Source organism: Flagellimonas sp. HMM57 (genome assembly GCF_021390175.1).
Classification (GTDB): domain Bacteria; phylum Bacteroidota; class Bacteroidia; order Flavobacteriales; family Flavobacteriaceae; genus Flagellimonas.
Window position 1 is genome coordinate 477387 of sequence record NZ_CP090004.1, and the last position, 16359, is coordinate 493745.

15 protein-coding genes, 5 tRNA genes and 1 pseudogene are annotated in these 16359 nt (G+C 39.4%); all 21 read right to left on the reverse strand.

What is annotated here, in order from left to right:
- Positions 1-30 precede the first annotated feature (30 nt).
- The 21 genes and pseudogenes from rpoB to LV716_RS02170 all read right to left on the reverse strand — a co-directional run bounded on the left by rpoB (position 31) and on the right by LV716_RS02170 (position 16351).
- Entirely contained in the window at positions 31-3840 is a 3810-nt protein-coding gene (rpoB, locus tag LV716_RS02070; protein WP_163416050.1) for a DNA-directed RNA polymerase subunit beta, read from the reverse strand.
- Between the two features lie 128 nt (positions 3841-3968).
- On the reverse strand, positions 3969-4349 hold the full coding sequence (rplL, locus tag LV716_RS02075; RefSeq protein ID WP_163416052.1) for a 50S ribosomal protein L7/L12: 381 nt from the start codon (positions 4347-4349) through the stop codon (positions 3969-3971).
- Between the two features lie 53 nt (positions 4350-4402).
- Positions 4403-4918 (reverse strand): 50S ribosomal protein L10, encoded by a 516-nt coding sequence (gene rplJ / locus LV716_RS02080; protein WP_163416054.1) that lies wholly within the window; start codon positions 4916-4918, stop codon positions 4403-4405.
- 22 nt (positions 4919-4940) lie between these two features.
- Positions 4941-5633 (reverse strand): 50S ribosomal protein L1, encoded by a 693-nt coding sequence (gene rplA / locus LV716_RS02085; protein ID WP_163416056.1) that lies wholly within the window; start codon positions 5631-5633, stop codon positions 4941-4943.
- A gap of 18 nt (positions 5634-5651) precedes the next feature.
- Positions 5652-6089, reverse strand: coding sequence for a 50S ribosomal protein L11 (gene rplK, locus LV716_RS02090; protein ID WP_097047425.1), 438 nt, complete (start codon positions 6087-6089; stop codon positions 5652-5654).
- A gap of 107 nt (positions 6090-6196) precedes the next feature.
- The gene (gene nusG, locus LV716_RS02095) at positions 6197-6748 is read right to left on the reverse strand and encodes a transcription termination/antitermination protein NusG (protein WP_112378852.1); all 552 of its coding nucleotides are present in this window, start codon (positions 6746-6748) and stop codon (positions 6197-6199) included.
- A gap of 146 nt (positions 6749-6894) precedes the next feature.
- A pseudogene (secE, locus tag LV716_RS02100) lies at positions 6895-7053 on the reverse strand (preprotein translocase subunit SecE); the annotation flags it as partial.
- A gap of 168 nt (positions 7054-7221) precedes the next feature.
- Positions 7222-7294, reverse strand: a tRNA-Trp gene (locus LV716_RS02105).
- A 120-nt stretch (positions 7295-7414) separates the two neighbouring features.
- Positions 7415-8602, reverse strand: a complete 1188-nt coding sequence (gene tuf / locus LV716_RS02110; RefSeq protein ID WP_163416060.1) for an elongation factor Tu — start codon at positions 8600-8602, stop codon at positions 7415-7417.
- 47 nt (positions 8603-8649) lie between these two features.
- Positions 8650-8721: transfer RNA gene (locus LV716_RS02115), tRNA-Thr, on the reverse strand.
- Positions 8722-8802: 81 nt separating this feature from the next.
- Positions 8803-8875: transfer RNA gene (locus LV716_RS02120), tRNA-Gly, on the reverse strand.
- An 81-nt stretch (positions 8876-8956) separates the two neighbouring features.
- Positions 8957-9038, reverse strand: a tRNA-Tyr gene (locus LV716_RS02125).
- 22 nt (positions 9039-9060) lie between these two features.
- Positions 9061-9134: transfer RNA gene (locus LV716_RS02130), tRNA-Thr, on the reverse strand.
- Positions 9135-9235: 101 nt separating this feature from the next.
- Positions 9236-9538 (reverse strand): ribosome hibernation-promoting factor, HPF/YfiA family, encoded by a 303-nt coding sequence (hpf, locus tag LV716_RS02135; RefSeq protein ID WP_163416062.1) that lies wholly within the window; start codon positions 9536-9538, stop codon positions 9236-9238.
- Between the two features lie 57 nt (positions 9539-9595).
- A complete protein-coding gene (locus LV716_RS02140; protein ID WP_163416064.1) occupies positions 9596-10486 on the reverse strand; it encodes a tyrosine-type recombinase/integrase in 891 nt (296 codons plus the stop codon).
- A gap of 92 nt (positions 10487-10578) precedes the next feature.
- On the reverse strand, positions 10579-10773 hold the full coding sequence (gene rpsU / locus LV716_RS02145; protein WP_055393644.1) for a 30S ribosomal protein S21: 195 nt from the start codon (positions 10771-10773) through the stop codon (positions 10579-10581).
- A 116-nt stretch (positions 10774-10889) separates the two neighbouring features.
- A complete protein-coding gene (locus LV716_RS02150; protein ID WP_163416067.1) occupies positions 10890-12059 on the reverse strand; it encodes an acyl-CoA dehydrogenase family protein in 1170 nt (389 codons plus the stop codon).
- Between the two features lie 9 nt (positions 12060-12068).
- Positions 12069-12938 carry a helix-hairpin-helix domain-containing protein gene (locus LV716_RS02155; protein ID WP_163416069.1) on the reverse strand — a complete coding sequence of 290 codons (870 nt, stop codon included), beginning with the start codon at positions 12936-12938 and terminating at the stop codon, positions 12069-12071.
- A 12-nt stretch (positions 12939-12950) separates the two neighbouring features.
- On the reverse strand, positions 12951-15023 hold the full coding sequence (locus tag LV716_RS02160; protein ID WP_163416071.1) for an amino acid carrier protein: 2073 nt from the start codon (positions 15021-15023) through the stop codon (positions 12951-12953).
- Positions 15024-15110: 87 nt separating this feature from the next.
- Positions 15111-16118 carry a TrkA family potassium uptake protein gene (locus LV716_RS02165; RefSeq protein WP_163417843.1) on the reverse strand — a complete coding sequence of 336 codons (1008 nt, stop codon included), beginning with the start codon at positions 16116-16118 and terminating at the stop codon, positions 15111-15113.
- Between the two features lie 5 nt (positions 16119-16123).
- The gene (locus LV716_RS02170) at positions 16124-16351 is read right to left on the reverse strand and encodes a PspC domain-containing protein (protein WP_163416073.1); all 228 of its coding nucleotides are present in this window, start codon (positions 16349-16351) and stop codon (positions 16124-16126) included.
- Positions 16352-16359: the final 8 nt, after the last annotated feature.

Sequence of the window (16359 nt, forward strand, 5' to 3'; positions counted from 1 at the left end):
AAAACTTTTTTCAATAGTGTTAACTATGTCCTACTCTTCCAATCTGATATCCAAGCCCAATCCTTTAAGCTCGTGCATCAATACGTTGAAAGATTCTGGCAATCCAGGTTCTGGCATGGTCTCACCTTTTACGATGGACTCATAGGTTTTGGCCCTACCGACAACATCATCCGATTTAACGGTCAATATTTCACGTAGGGTAGATGAAGCCCCATAGGCTTCAAGTGCCCAAACCTCCATCTCACCAAAACGCTGACCACCAAACTGGGCTTTACCACCCAAAGGTTGTTGCGTAATCAATGAGTATGGTCCAATTGATCTTGCGTGCATTTTATCATCTACCATGTGTCCTAATTTCAACATGTAGATAACACCAACAGTTGCTGGCTGATCAAAGCGTTTTCCTGTTCCACCATCGTAAAGATACGTGTGTCCAAATCTTGGCACTCCAGCTTCATCTGTAAGCGCATTAATCTGGTCAAGGGTAGCACCATCAAAAATTGGGGTTCCGTACTTTCTTCCCAATTTAAGACCTGCCCAACCAAGAACAGTTTCATAAATCTGACCTATGTTCATACGAGAGGGTACACCAAGTGGATTCAATACGATATCTACAGGGGTTCCATCTTCCAAGAACGGCATGTCCTCTTGACGAACGATACGCGCAACAATACCCTTGTTACCGTGACGCCCTGCCATCTTATCACCAACTTTTAGCTTTCGCTTTTTGGCGATATATACCTTGGCCAACTTCATGATTCCAGCTGGTAGTTCATCTCCTACCGAAATCGTGAATTTATCTCTTCTAAGATTTCCTTGAATATCGTTCAATTTAATCTTGTAGTTGTGCAATAAATCGGCAACTTGCGCATTGGTTTTGTCATCCGTAGTCCAACTTCCGCCAACCAAGTGAGCAAAGTCATCTACAGAATTTAACATCTTGATGGTGTATTTCTTTCCTTTTGGAAGTACTTCCTCGCCAAGATCGTTCATTACGCCTTGCGAAGTTTTACCATTAATCAATGCGAAGAGTTTCTCGATCAAAACGTCTTTAAGTTGCTCAAACTTTACTTCGTAGTCCATCTCCAACCTAGAAATAGCTTCTTTATCTTCAGAACGTTTTCTCTTATCTTTTATAGAACGCGAGAATAATTTCTTATCGATAACAACACCTCTCAAGGAAGGTGAAGCTTTAAGGGAAGCATCTTTTACGTCTCCGGCTTTATCACCAAAGATGGCACGTAGCAATTTTTCTTCTGGTGTTGGGTCAGATTCACCTTTTGGTGTAATCTTACCTATAAGAATATCACCAGGTTTAACTTCAGCACCAATTCTGATCATACCATATTCGTCCAAGTCCTTAGTGGCTTCTTCAGAAACATTTGGTATATCGTTCGTAAGTTCTTCAGCACCTAACTTGGTATCCCTAACTTCCAATGCATATTCATCGATATGAATGGAGGTAAAGATATCTTCACGTACCACTTTTTCCGAGATTACGATTGCATCCTCAAAGTTGTACCCTTTCCATGGCATAAATGCTACCTGAAGGTTTCTACCAAGAGCAAGCTCTCCTTTTTCGGTCGCGTAACCTTCACAAAGTACTTCGCCTTTTTTAACTTTATCTCCTTTTTTAACAATAGGTTTCAGGTTAATACTGGTACCCTGATTGGTCTTTCTAAACTTGACCAAATTGTATGTTTTTGAATCTTCTTCAAAACTTACCAATCGTTCTTCCTCTGACCTATTGTACTTAATCGTTATTTTCTGAGCATCGACATATTCCACAACACCATCACCTTCTGCATTGATCAATACCCTTGAATCTGTTGCAACCTGTCTTTCCAAACCTGTTCCAACAATGGGCGATTGCGGTTTTAACAATGGAACTGCCTGACGCATCATGTTTGATCCCATCAAAGCCCTGTTTGCATCATCATGCTCCAAGAACGGAATCAAAGAGGCAGAAATCGAAGCAATTTGGTTTGGGGCAACATCCGTGTAATTTACCTCACTTGGGTCAACCACTGGGAAATCACCTTCTTCACGTGCAATAACCTTGTCATCTTTAATCTTCCCATTTTCATCCATTGGGATGTTGGCCTGAGAAATTTTCATACCTTCTTCTTCCTCTGCACTCAAATATCTAAAGTCATTGGTGTCCACAACACCATTTTCAACCTTACGATACGGAGTTTCCAAAAAGCCCATTGGGTTTACTTTCGCAAAAACCGAAAGGGAAGAAATCAAACCAATATTTGGTCCTTCAGGAGTTTCAATGGGACATAACCTTCCGTAGTGCGTGTAGTGAACATCACGAACCTCGAAACCTGCCCTTTCCCTAGAAAGTCCACCTGGTCCTAATGCTGACAATCTTCTTTTGTGCGTTATCTCTGCCAATGGATTCGTTTGATCCATAAACTGGGATAACTGGTTTGTTCCGAAAAATGAATTGATAACAGAAGACAATGTCTTTGCGTTAATCAAATCTATAGGTGTAAATACCTCATTGTCACGAACGTTCATACGCTCGCGAATGGTACGTGCCATACGTGCCAAACCAACACCAAATTGGGATGATAACTGCTCACCTACCGTTCTTACACGACGGTTAGAAAGGTGATCAATATCATCAATCTCTGCTTTTGAATTGATCAGCTCAATCAAATACTTGATGATGGTGATGATATCTTCCTTGGTCAAGACCTGCTTGTCCATCCCAATATCCAACTGTAATTTTTTGTTCATTCTGTAACGTCCAACTTCACCCAAGTTGTAACGTTGATCAGAGAAAAACAATTTGTCTATAATACCACGCGCAGTCTCTTCATCTGGCGGCTCGGCATTACGTAATTGTCTATAAATATGTTCTACCGCTTCTTTTTCAGAGTTGGTAGGGTCTTTTTGTAACGTGTTATGAATAATGGCATAATCAGATTGCGCATTATTTTCTTTGTGAAGCAAGATTGTTTTTACATCTGCTTCAATAATTTCATTGATGTGATCTTTTTCAAGTATCGTATCACGATCTAGGATGATCTCATTTCGTTCAATAGAAACAACCTCGCCTGTATCTTCATCAACAAAATCCTCGTGCCATGTGTTCAAAACCCTAGCTGCCAACTTACGTCCCAAAACTTTTTTGAGTCCAGCGTTGGAAACCTTAACTTCTTCCGAAAGGTCAAATATCTCAAGAATATCTTTATCCCTTTCAAATCCGATAGCACGGAAAAGTGTGGTTACAGGTAATTTTTTCTTTCTATCAATATAAGCGTACATAACACCATTGATATCTGTTGCAAACTCGATCCAAGAACCCTTGAATGGTATTACCCTAGCGGAGTATAGTTTTGTACCGTTTGCATGGAAAGATTGCCCAAAAAATACGCCAGGAGACCTGTGCAATTGGGAAACCACGACGCGTTCAGCTCCATTGATAACAAAAGTGCCACTTGGAGTCATGTATGGAATCGTACCTAGATACACATCTTGGACTATGGTCTCAAAATCTTCGTGTTCTGGATCGGTACAATATAATTTTAAGCGTGCTTTTAGCGGCACACTATAGGTAAGACCACGTTCGATACATTCTTGAATGGAATATCTTGGCGGATCTATGAAGTAATCAATAAACTCAAGAACGAATTGATTTCTTGTGTCCGTGATTGGAAAATTCTCCATGAAGGTATTGTAAAGGCCTTCATTTCCTCTTTCGTCAGATTTTGTTTCAAGTTGAAAAAAGTCTTGAAAAGATTTAATCTGAATGTCCAAGAAATCCGGGTATTCCGGTATGTTCTTAGCGGATGCGAAATTTAATCTTTCAGTATTGTTTGTGAACATCAATGGACAAATTTTGATCGTGAATACTTTATGGGTCCGTGTATGGCTTTATACACTCCTTATTAAATAGGCTAAGGCCCAACCATTATTATGGAAAGACCTTAACCAAATTTGTATGGTAGAAACTACTATTTAAGCTCAACTTCTGCTCCTGCTTCTTCCAATGATTTTTTGATACCTTCTGCCTCATCTTTGGCAATACCTTCTTTAACAGCTTTTGGTGCGCTGTCAACGATGTCCTTAGCATCTTTCAATCCAAGACCAGTTAATTCCTTAACTAGTTTTACAACTGCTAATTTAGATCCACCGGCTGCTTTAAGGATTACATCAAATTCTGATTTCTCCTCAGCGGCTTCAGCTTCACCACCACCAGCTCCACCAGCAGCAACAGCTACTGCAGCAGCAGCAGGCTCGATACCGTATTCTTCTTTTAATATGTCGGCCAACTCATTTACCTCTTTTACTGTAAGGTTTACCAACTGTTCTGCAAAATCTTTTAAATCTGCCATTTTTCTATCGTTTAATCAAATTTTTAAAAATATACTTAGTTATTGTGCGCGAATTATTTTTCAGATAATGTTTTAAGGATTCCGGCTAGTTTACCGCCACCTGATTTAAGACCAGAAATAACATTCTTGGCCGGTGATTGCAACAATCCGATGATATCCCCTATTACCTCTTCTTTAGACTTGATGTTTACAAGTGAGTCAAGGTTCTCATCACCAACATAAATGGCTTCCGCAATGAAAGCACCTTTTAATAATGGCTTATCTGATTTTTTTCTGAAATTTTTGATAAGTTTTGCCGGAGCATTACCAGTTTCGGACAACATCAAAGATGTATTTCCCTTTAAAACATCTGGCAATTCACCAAACTCCTTATCTGAAGCTTCCATTGCTTTTGCAAGCAAGGTGTTCTTAACAACTGCAAGTTTAATGTTAGCCTTAAAACATGCCCTTCTTAAATTTGAAGTGGCAACGGCATCCAATCCTGATATATCCGCTAAGTAAATATTAGCGCTATCAGCCAACTGTGCAGTCAAATCTTCTATTACGGTTGCTTTTTCTTCTCTTGTCATAGTTAAAATATTGAACTACCAGTTACGAAACTGCTTTTGGATCTAATTGAACACTAGGACTCATGGTGCTTGACAAATAGATACTTTTCATGTAAATACCTTTTGCCGCAGCTGGTTTCATTTTCACCAAAGTATCTAACAACTCTTTGGCATTACCAGCTATTTTATCTGCTGAGAAAGATGTCTTTCCTATTGCAGCGTGCACAATTCCTGTTTTGTCCACTTTAAAATCAATTTTACCGGCCTTTACTTCGGATACTGCTTTTGCAACATCCATAGTAACCGTACCGGTTTTTGGATTGGGCATTAAACCTCTTGGTCCTAAAACTCTACCTAAGGGGCCCAACTTACCCATAACGCTTGGCATAGTGATGATAACATCAACATCTGTCCAACCGCCTTTTATTTTATCCAAATATTCATCCAACCCTACAAAATCAGCTCCTGCCTCTTTAGCCTCTGCCTCTTTATCAGGGGTCACCAATGCCAAAACTTTTACATCCTTACCTGTTCCATGTGGAAGGGTAACAACGCCACGTACCATTTGATTTGCCTTTCGTGGATCTACACCCAAACGAACTGCAAGGTCTACGGAAGCGTCAAATTTCACATTGGTTATTTCTTTTACCAAAGCTGATGCCTCATCCAAAGAATATAATTTATTCTTATCGATTTTGGAATGAGCTTCTTTTTGCTTTTTTGTCAATCTTGCCATTATAATTGCTTTAAGATTTTAAAAAGGTCTTTTACCAGCTACTTTTAGTCCCATGGATCTTGCCGTACCTGCAACCATACTCATTGCAGATTCAACGGTAAATGCATTTAAATCGACCATCTTATCCTCGGCGATTTGCTTTACCTGATCCCATGATACCGAACCGTTTTTAACCCTGTTAGGTTCGCCAGATCCTTTTTTAATCTTAGCTGCTTCCATCAATTGAACTGCCGCGGGTGGTGTCTTTACAACAAACTCGAAAGATTTGTCTTTGTAAACGGTGATAACAACAGGTAATACTTTACCTGGTTTGTCCTGTGTACGTGCATTAAACTGCTTACAGAACTCCATGATGTTAACACCAGCAGCACCTAAGGCGGGTCCAACCGGTGGCGACGGATTCGCAGCACCTCCCCTAACTTGTAATTTAACTACCTTATCTACTTCTTTTGCCATTGTTTTTAATTAAAATGAAAGTGTGTCAATTGGAAGCAACACAACTTTATATATGTAACAGCTCTATTTATTCTTCAGTTTTCAAATATCTGACGTCAGACTTCTGATTATACTTTTTCCACTTGCATGTAACTTAATTCCAATGGTGTTTTTCTACCGAAAATTTTCACCATTACCTCAAGCTTACGTTTTTCTTCGTTGATTTTCTCAACCGTTCCATTAAAACCGTTGAACGGCCCATCGATAACCTTAATAGTTTCACCTAAAACGAAAGGAATCGCAACATTATCCGTATTCACCGCCAATTCATCAACTTTTCCTAGCATTCTATTGACCTCTGTCTTTCTTAGAGGAACAGGATCACCTCCTTTGGTCTCACCAAGAAAACCTATCACATTTGTAATGGAACGAATGATATGCACCATTTCTCCACCCAAATTGGCCTTTATCATTATATAGCCTGGAAAGTAAACCCGTTCTTTATTGATTTTCTTTCCGTTACGAATCTGAACTACTTTTTCGGTAGGCACAAGGACATCTTCCAAGTAATCACCAAAACCATTACGCTCCACTTCACTTTCAATGTAGCCTTTGATTTTGTTCTCTTGACCACTTACCGCCCTTACTACGTACCACTTTTTTTCAAGAACCTCAGACATCATTATTATTTTTTCTTGTTCATAAAAGAAGATAGGCCAAAAAATATCGCTGCCGTTAAGGCTATGTACCATAACAACTGCAATATGCTCCAAATTCCTTTTTCAATATATCCTTGGTATGTAGAAACCTTAAACAGATTACCCGTTATCGCATCAGAAAAATAAGAATCCACACCCCATGTAGCCAATGCAAACAGAATAGAGAAAACAGCCACGATTACCATCAAGTTAGACGCTTTCTCCCTATCCAACCAAGTAACATTGCTCTTTAACTCTTCAAATGACTCCTTAATATAAGTGAACATACTCATCTATTTTTCTAAGCACAAATGAAGATACTCTTCTAAAATATGCTCTGTATAAACTTTTCGCCTTGCAGGCACTTCTCTTTTAATTCAACACGGGCAGAGAGGCTTCCTTCGACTACGCTCAGGATAAACTTCTCGCCTTGTTGCTTTCTTCTTCAAATTCAGCACGGGCGGAGAGGCTCGAACTCCCGACACCTGGTTTTGGAGACCAGTGCTCTACCAACTGAGCTACGCCCGTAAAAATGGCGTTTTACTATCCCAAAACTTCGAGATAACTACACCCGTTTCTATTTACACTGAAAGGTATCCCGAGAAATTTTCAGGACACCCTTTAGTGCAATACTTTATTGTAAAATGATTAATCTAAAATCTCAGTAACCTGACCAGCACCTACTGTTCTACCACCTTCACGGATAGCAAAACGAAGACCTACACTTAAAGCAATTGGCTGAATCAAATCTACATTGATAGTCAAGTTATCACCTGGCATTACCATTTCAACTCCATCAGGCAATCCAATGTTTCCTGTAACGTCAGTTGTTCTTACGTAGAACTGTGGACGGTAGTTGTTGTGGAATGGCGTGTGACGACCACCTTCTTCTTTTTTAAGGATATAAACCTCAGCTTTGAACTTAGCGTGCGGCTTAACGGAACCTGGCTTACAGATTACCATACCTCTTTTAATATCGGTCTTTTCAATACCTCTTAAAAGAATACCTACGTTATCACCAGCTTCACCTCTATCCAATATCTTACGGAACATCTCAACACCAGTAATTGTAGAAGCCAATTTCTCAGCACCCATACCGATGATATCAACAGCGTCACCCGTGTTGGCAACACCAGTTTCTATACGTCCTGTAGCGACAGTTCCACGACCAGTAATCGTAAATACATCTTCAACAGGCATTAAGAAATCCTTGTCAACATCTCTTTTAGGAAGTTCAATCCAATCATCTACAGCTGCCATCAATTCCATTACAGTGTCAACCCACTTTTGCTCTCCATTCAAAGCTCCAAGTGCAGAACCAGAAATAACAGGTCCATTGTCACCATCGTACTCGTAGAAAGAAAGTAATTCCCTTACTTCCATCTCAACAAGCTCCAAAAGCTCCTCATCATCAACCATGTCAACTTTGTTCAAGAATACAACGATTCTTGGAATACCAACCTGACGTCCCAATAGGATGTGTTCACGTGTTTGTGGCATTGGTCCATCAGTTGCAGCAACAACCAAGATTGCACCGTCCATTTGAGCAGCACCAGTAACCATGTTCTTCACATAATCCGCGTGACCTGGACAGTCAACGTGTGCGTAGTGACGGTTTTGAGTTTGGTACTCTACGTGCGATGTATTAATTGTAATACCTCTTTCCTTTTCTTCAGGAGCATTATCAATAGAATCAAAGCTTCTTAGCTCTGACAACCCTGCATTTGCCAATACGGTAGTAATAGCAGCAGTCAATGTTGTTTTACCATGATCCACGTGTCCAATAGTACCAATATTTAAGTGCGGTTTGGAACGATCAAAAGTTTCCTTTGCCATTTTAAATAATTTTAATCTTAGTTTATATTAGTGTACAAATCGTTTTGAGCCAATGACGAGATTTGAACTCGTGACCTCTTCCTTACCAAGGAAACGCTCTACCCCTGAGCTACACCGGCGTAAAGTGTTGAATCAACTACTTTAAATAGTCCTCCCATATATTTTGGAAGAGATTCTTGCTTTCGCAAGGATGACTTTAGAGCGGGAGACCGGGTTCGAACCGGCGACATTCAGCTTGGAAGGCTGACGCTCTACCAACTGAGCTACTCCCGCATTTTTTTTGGTTTTACCCAAAAACAATTCAATATTTCAAAAAAACTCCTAAATCCTCAATTTTCATTGAAGATTCTTTAGTGGGGAGAGCAGGATTCGAACCTGCGAAGACATAGTCAGCAGATTTACAGTCTGCCCTCGTTGGCCGCTTGAGTATCTCCCCGCCTTATTTTCAATAACTTACGAGCCGATGGAGGGACTCGAACCCACGACCTGCTGATTACAAATCAGCTGCTCTAGCCAGCTGAGCTACATCGGCATTTTACCACCTTTTTAACACAAAAAAAGCCCGCTATTTCTAACGGACTGCAAATGTATATATTTATTTATTTAATCAAAATAATTTTGCAAAAATTTTAATCAGGCTTTTGCCCTTTGTTTCTCTTTCTTTTTCACCAGCTTTCTTTCCAAGGAGTTGCATGCGGAATCAACAGCTTCTTCAAAAGATTTACATTGTTTTTTTACCATCAGCTTATCTCGGGGTATCAATAATTTTATTTCTACGATCTTATTTTCCTTTGCACTTGTATTTTCAACTTTTAAATAAACATCTGAACTGATGACCCTGTCATAAAATGTTTCTAGCTTATCCATTCTTTTTTGAACAAAATCGATGAGCTTTCCATCTGCAACAAAATTTACTGATTGTGCATTAACTTTCATAAAATGTAGTTTTTAGTACTGCCATTGGCAGCTAGGTTAAACAATGTGGGAAATCCGCTATTTCCCATTTCGGGGGTGTGCTCTTTGGTGAACCTTTTTAAGTTCGGCGATACTATTGTGCGTGTACACCTGCGTAGAAGCCAAACTTGAATGCCCCAATAGCTCTTTGACCGAATTTAAATCGGCCCCTCTATTGAGCATGTGTGTTGCAAAGGTGTGCCGTAATATATGTGGACTCTTTTTCACCTTTGTCGATACCAAACTAAAATACTTATTTATGGTGCGATAAACAAGTGTTTCATAAATTTTAAGACCGCTTTTTGTTAAAAAGAGATAAGCTATGTCCTTAATGATTTTCAGTCCTTGCCTCAGTTCTAAATAATCCTGAAGTATTGATTCTGTAGATGGCAACAAGGGGAGAATACGCTCTTTGTTACGTTTTCCAAGCACTTTTATGGTTCCTTTTACATTATTCACATCAACCAGTTTCAGGTTGACCAATTCTGTCCTGCGAATACCGGTAGTATACAAAAGTTCTATTATCAATTTATCACGAAGTCCCTCAAAATCATTTTCAAATGGTATCTCCGATAGTATTTTTTCCATCTCATTTTCTGAAAACGGAACTTCAATTTTTTTTTTTGTCTTAAGCGCTTTATGTTTTGCAAGCGGCGAATCATTAATTTCTCCTATTTTTTGCAAAAACTTGAAGTAAGCTCGCAACGAAGAAATTTTTCTATTGATGCTTCTGGTATTGATTCCTCTATCAACAAGAAAAACGATCCAAGTTCTTATTATAGTATAGTCAACCTTATCTATAGATTGCAGTTCGTACTGCGCCACACAAAATTCAGCAAAGGCTTTTACATCGGTTTCATAAGCACCTATGGTATGTTGGGAATAGTTTTTCTCCAATCCTAAATATGATACAAAAGCAGTTAAGTGCATATTTCAAAGGTATCTAAATTAAAATATGGATGGTCAAAAAAAATCCCGTTCTAAAAAATTAGAACGGGATTACTATATTTTGAGAGAGAACTTTATATTTCTTCTTGGTCTCTTAAGCCTTGTATATATTCGGCTTTTTGTATTTCAGCTCTGCGCTTTACCGAAGGTTTGGTAAACTGCTGTCTTTTTCTCAACTGACGCATGGTGCCGGTCTTATCAAACTTGCGCTTGAAACGTTTTAAAGCTCTATCGATGTTTTCTCCTTCTTTTACTGGTATTATTAACATGGGCTACAACCTCCTTTCTTTAAAATTATTTCCCGTGTGAACGGGGCTGCAAATATACAAATGTAATCTATCCAAAAAAGCATAATTGCAAATTATTTTCAACCACTATGGATTTCTTAGGTATTTGGTGGTCGATATTCTTTTTTATCAATAATTATCTTAGCAACAATTTCTCGCAATATTTCTGACGTTCCCCCTCCAATTGGTCCCAATCGGCTATCGCGCAACATTCTTGCCATTGGGTAATCTTCAATATATCCATAACCACCCAAAAATTGAAGGCAATTGTAGATGACCTCATCAGCCATTTTGGTAGACTTAAGTTTTGATATGGTCGCTTCACGCACTACATATTCACCTCTTTCCATTTTTGCCGTGACCGCATAATTGTACTGCTTGCACAAATCCATATCGGCATGCAGATCAACCAATCGGTGGCGTAGTGCTTGATATTGATCTATGGATTTTCCAAATGCCTCTCTTTCCGACATGTATTGGATAGCATAATCCAGGGCAAATTCTGCTCTAGCATGGGCATTGATTCCCATGATCAAGCGTTCCAATGCAAAGGCTTCCATAATAAAGGTAAACCCCTTACCTTCTTCTCCCATAAGGTTTGAAGCTGGCACTTCTACATTATCAAAAGCCAACTCTGCGGTATCCGATGCCCTCCATCCTAGTTTATTCAATTTATTTGCGGAAACGCCTTTGCTATTCCTATCCACGATGAATATGCTTATGCCCTTATTGCCAGCTACTGGGTCGGTCTTAGCCGCCAGGATGATATAATCGCCATAAACACCATTCGTGATAAAAGTTTTTGAACCATTTATAATGTATGCGTCACCTTGGCGAACTGCCGTGGTTCGCATACCTGCAACATCACTTCCGCCAAAGGGTTCAGTGACTCCCAAACAACCTATTTTCTCACCATTTACACTGGGAATTAGATATGCTTTCTTTTGAGCTTCGTTACCATTTTTGTTTAAATGGGTCATGGCCAAGTACACATGTGCCCAGATAGCTGCAGCGAAGCCACCAGAATTGATTTTCTGCAACTCTTCCAATAATATCACGGTATAAAAGAGGTCAAGTCCCAGACCCTCAGAAGATTCAGGAGTAGCAAGACCAAAATAACCCATGTCTGCAAACTTTTTCCAGATGAAACGGTCAATGGTTCCTGTTTCTTCCCACTTCTCAATATGTGGAACTACTTCTTTTTGCAAAAATTCTTTTAGGCTTTCCCTAAATAATTGATGTTCTTCAGTGAAGTACATACTGTTCATAGCTTTTTTTTAAAGTGACAAATATAGAACTATTCTCTCTAGTTTTTCTGGTGGAAAACCCTCAACATTGATTAGTTCGTCGAAGGTATTAATTCTTCCGTTCATGGTTCGATATTCTACTATGCTGTTAGCTACCTGATAGGGAATATAGACCAAGCTTGATATTTGTTTTGAGGTAGCTGTATTGATGTTAATTTTTTGAATTACCGGAGGATTCAATACTTTATAATGATTCAAAAGTCGATGTACCACTTCGCTATCCAAACCATACACATCGAACAACTGTTCATCGATTAAAAAACCTCCTAATCTATCCCTAAATCTTACGATTCGTGCAGAAAGCTTATCCCCTATTCCATTGATTTTCTTCAAATCTTCCGCAGTAGCACTATTGATGTCCAAAACCTTGTATACGTTCGTTGTTTTAGGAGTATCGTTTTTTCTGGAAGAATATTCAATCCTTTTTTGTTTCCAATTAGGGAACTTGAATAACGGCGACAATACAGTCAACATGGAATCGGATACTTTAGTAATTTGTTGAAATTGCTCAGCAGAATTTACAAACTGATTTGACTTCCTAAAAGCATGCAGCCTATCTATTTCTTCGGTTGACATTCCCAACGTATAGCCTTTGTAATCGGTAATATAGTTTGGATTGAAGGAGTAAATGGTCTTAGCTTCTTTTTGAAGCGAAATCTTTTTGAGACTGTCCAATTTGAATTCCATCGCATTATCCACGAGCACATTGGATTTCTTTTGCGATGGATTTGCCTTTACATAGAAATAAACGCCTTGAAGGATAATTATTAGAGTGAGCAAAAAGAAAATCCCACTTCGTTCTTGCTTATTGAACTTGAAATGGGACTTAAACTTTTTCAATACTTTATTATTCTATTTTTCTGAAGGTTGTTGTTTTTTGAAAAGCTTGTTGGTCTTCAGTTTCTGAAAATAATCGTTCAAGTCTTTCTTAACCTCACCGGACATTATGTAAAGCCCTATAATGTTAGGAAAAGACATAGCCAGTATCATCATATCGGAAAAATCCAATACGGCCCCAAGACTAACGGAAGCACCAACGACTACGAAAATCAAAAAGACCATTTTATAAACAAGCTCGGTCCTTCTGCTCTTTCCAAACAAATAGGTCCACGCTCTCATTCCATAATATGACCAAGAGATCATGGTGGAAAAAGCAAATAAGAATACTGCCAATGCCAAAACATAGGGAAACCAAGATATTTGACTTCCAAAAGCATCAGATGTCAATTGCGCACCTGCCATACCTTCGACCTCGTGCATTCCTGTAAATATGAGTACTAAGGCAGTTAACGTACAAACAACCACGGTATCTATAAAAGGTTCTAAAAGTGCCACAAAACCTTCGGATGGCGGATGGTTGGTCTTAGCGGTGCTATGCGCAATCGCTGCAGAACCTACCCCGGCTTCGTTAGAGAATGCAGCTCGTTGAAAACCAATGACCAATACTCCAATAATACCACCTTTAAGTGCAGAAGGACTGAAGGCACCTTCAATAATAGCACCGAATGCAGGACCAATATTTTGAATGTTCATGATAATCACTGCTAAGGCGGCAACAATATAAATAGACGCCATTATAGGCACAACCCTACCTGTTACTTTGGCAATACTGTTTATACCACCAATAATAACAACACCTACCAAGATTGCGGTCACTACTCCAAACCAGAAGCCATTTCCTGCCAATACAGGAAATTGTCCTGCAAGTTGTTCAAAGGATTGGTTGGCCTGGAACATGTTTCCACCGCCAAAGGAAGCACCAACGGCAAGTACAGCGAACAAGCCCGCCAATACTTTACCAAACCCTTTCATATTTCTTTTTTCAAGCCCGTAACGTAAATAGTTCATAGGACCTCCAAATACCCTACCATCGGGTAAAATATCCCGGTATTTAACACCGAGCGTACATTCCACAAACTTTGATGACATTCCCAAAAGACCACAAACGATCATCCAAAAAGTTGCGCCTGCACCACCCAAAGAAACCGCAACGGCAACCCCGGCAATATTACCTAGACCAACAGTACCAGATACCGCCGTTGCCAACGCCTGAAAATGTGTGACCTGTCCGGGTGCATCTGGGTCATCGTACTTGCCTTTTGCCAAATCGAGAGAATGCTTAAACCCGCGAATATTGATAAAGCCCATTCGTATGGTAAAGAACGTAGCTCCTAAAACCAGCCAAATAACAATAAACGGTATTCCTTTGGTAACAGGGTCTCCATTTGGATGTGTGATCACTCTGGGTTCGGCGTACGTAACCTCTGCCAGAAAATGGGCGCCTTGCTCAATAACATGTTCCTGATTGTTTGAGTCATAAATAACACCACCTTCTTCTGTGAGATGTTTTAGTGTTCCACTGGCAATCGACACTACGGTTTCATCGGGGCCATTGCCTTTAGAAACAATCGCAATTTCCTCTCCTTTTTTTACTTGGGAACTTTCTGGCTTTAGCCATTTTTTCAAGATGTATTTATTCTCTATGTCAGGTGACCAGTTTGGAATTGCAATACGCTCCTTATCGGCATACGCAACTGGGTCATAAATACCTATTGCCGCAAACGGATCCCAAAACAGAACAGAGCCAAGAGCGCTTACCGCAGGCGTCATGAAACCGTTGAAAACCTCGGTAATGGATTCGGTTTCTACTTTAAACACTTTGGTCACAATATCGCCGTTTGCATCGATGACCTTTACCGTGTAAGGAATACCTTCTACCAAACCGGTCGCTTTTTCAGCGCTTAGCGGAGTACTCTGATTGCTCCACTTAAAAGTGTAGGGAGCTTTACCGCCATCTACCTTCAAGGATATTGCACCATCATTTATGTTATTGGAAGGGTTTAAGGTTTTACCGGTTACTGTAAGTTCTTGAGAAATTCCTGAAACAACTATTAGAAATGTAAAAACAGAAAAGAAAACTTTCATTTATGAGAAGTTAGTTATATAAAAAACGAATGTAAGGGCAGCAATATCCTAAAAAAATTTAACGCAATCAAATTAAAAGAACTTTTACTATCCTATTTGAAACATTTCATTCAGTTTTCGAATTTGCTCTGGTCTACCTAAAACAATGACTTTACCCTTGGGCTGTAATTCTAAATCTGCTTCTGGATTAATGATATAGTTACCGTTGGGTTCAATGTATCCTATTATGGTACAACCTGTTTGTCTCCTCAAATCCAAATCACGTATAGATTTGCAATCCACCAACTGGGTAAAATCCTCTATCTCTACCTCTTCCAAATTTGTAGTATGCTCACCTTCCATGGAAAGTTTATCCATAAACGTAATCAAATCTGGCATTACCACTAATGAGGCCATGTGGTCCCCTCCTATTTTATCTGGCATAATTACCTTGTCGGCACCGGCAAGCTCCAACTTGGACTGCGTTGTCACTTGGGAAGCCCTGCTTATAATAAATAGCTTCTTGTTCAATTGTCGGGCAGAAAGCACAATGAAAAGATTCTCTGCATCATCTGGCAGTGCCGTTATGAGATAACGTGCTTTTTCAATACCTGCCTTTATAAGGACATCGTCTTCGTTTGCATCCCCTTCCACAAAAAGTATGTCTTCTTCATGATGCTCGATAACCTCTTTGTCCTTTTCGATGATAACAAACGGCCTTTTATATTCTTTCAACCGTTCGGCAGCTTGCATACCATTTCTTCCATATCCGCAGACTACAATATGATCGGATAAATTGTCTATTCGTTTTTTCACCTTTTTCTTTTTTAAAATCTTAAGCGAATTCCGTTCCAATAAATATTCTGTGATGACCGATAATGCAAAACCAAAAATGAATACACTGGTCACAATTAAAAATACAGTAAAAATCTTGGCGCTTGGATCTAGAGGACGTACTTCTGAAAACCCAACTGTAGTGACCGTAATGATGGTCATGTAAATCGCCTCTATCCAAGTAAAGTCGGAAAGCGATTTATATCCAACGATACCAAATGTCAGCACGAGCAACATTAAAAAGAGGGCCAACGCTATTTTGGAACTTACTAATCTTCGTATCATGTTCAAAGGTCAAATACCGAGGTTCTTTTGGTATAGACCAAATCTTTGATCCGTAACCAAAATGCTATAAAAAGGTATAGTGCAAAACCAAATCCCAGTGTTGCAAAAGTTAAGTATATAAATGTAGTTCGCACCACTCTTGCGCGTATACCAAGCCGTTCGGCTATACGTCGACAAACCTCAAAACCTCTTTTTTGAAAGTAGTAGAGCGTATTGTAGAATAAACTCATGCCTAAAT

Excerpts from the sequence above, each read along its gene's own strand:
- rplK (WP_097047425.1), bottom strand. The coding sequence starts at position 6,089 with ATGGCAAAAGAAGTAGATAAGGTAGTTAAATTACAAGTTAGGGGAGGT.
- LV716_RS02140 (WP_163416064.1), bottom strand. The coding sequence starts at position 10,486 with ATGCACTTAACTGCTTTTGTATCATATTTAGGATTGGAGAAAAACTAT.
- rplA (WP_163416056.1), bottom strand. The coding sequence starts at position 5,633 with ATGGCAAGATTGACAAAAAAGCAAAAAGAAGCTCATTCCAAAATCGAT.
- rpoB (WP_163416050.1), bottom strand. The coding sequence starts at position 3,840 with ATGTTCACAAACAATACTGAAAGATTAAATTTCGCATCCGCTAAGAAC.
- LV716_RS02160 (WP_163416071.1), bottom strand. The coding sequence starts at position 15,023 with ATGAAAGTTTTCTTTTCTGTTTTTACATTTCTAATAGTTGTTTCAGGA.
- nusG (WP_112378852.1), bottom strand. The coding sequence starts at position 6,748 with ATGTCTGAGGTTCTTGAAAAAAAGTGGTACGTAGTAAGGGCGGTAAGT.
- hpf (WP_163416062.1), bottom strand. The coding sequence starts at position 9,538 with ATGAAAGTTAATGCACAATCAGTAAATTTTGTTGCAGATGGAAAGCTC.
- tuf (WP_163416060.1), bottom strand. The coding sequence starts at position 8,602 with ATGGCAAAGGAAACTTTTGATCGTTCCAAACCGCACTTAAATATTGGT.
- LV716_RS02170 (WP_163416073.1), bottom strand. The coding sequence starts at position 16,351 with ATGAGTTTATTCTACAATACGCTCTACTACTTTCAAAAAAGAGGTTTT.
- rpsU (WP_055393644.1), bottom strand. The coding sequence starts at position 10,773 with ATGTTAATAATACCAGTAAAAGAAGGAGAAAACATCGATAGAGCTTTA.
- LV716_RS02150 (WP_163416067.1), bottom strand. The coding sequence starts at position 12,059 with ATGAACAGTATGTACTTCACTGAAGAACATCAATTATTTAGGGAAAGC.
- rplJ (WP_163416054.1), bottom strand. The coding sequence starts at position 4,918 with ATGACAAGAGAAGAAAAAGCAACCGTAATAGAAGATTTGACTGCACAG.
- rplL (WP_163416052.1), bottom strand. The coding sequence starts at position 4,349 with ATGGCAGATTTAAAAGATTTTGCAGAACAGTTGGTAAACCTTACAGTA.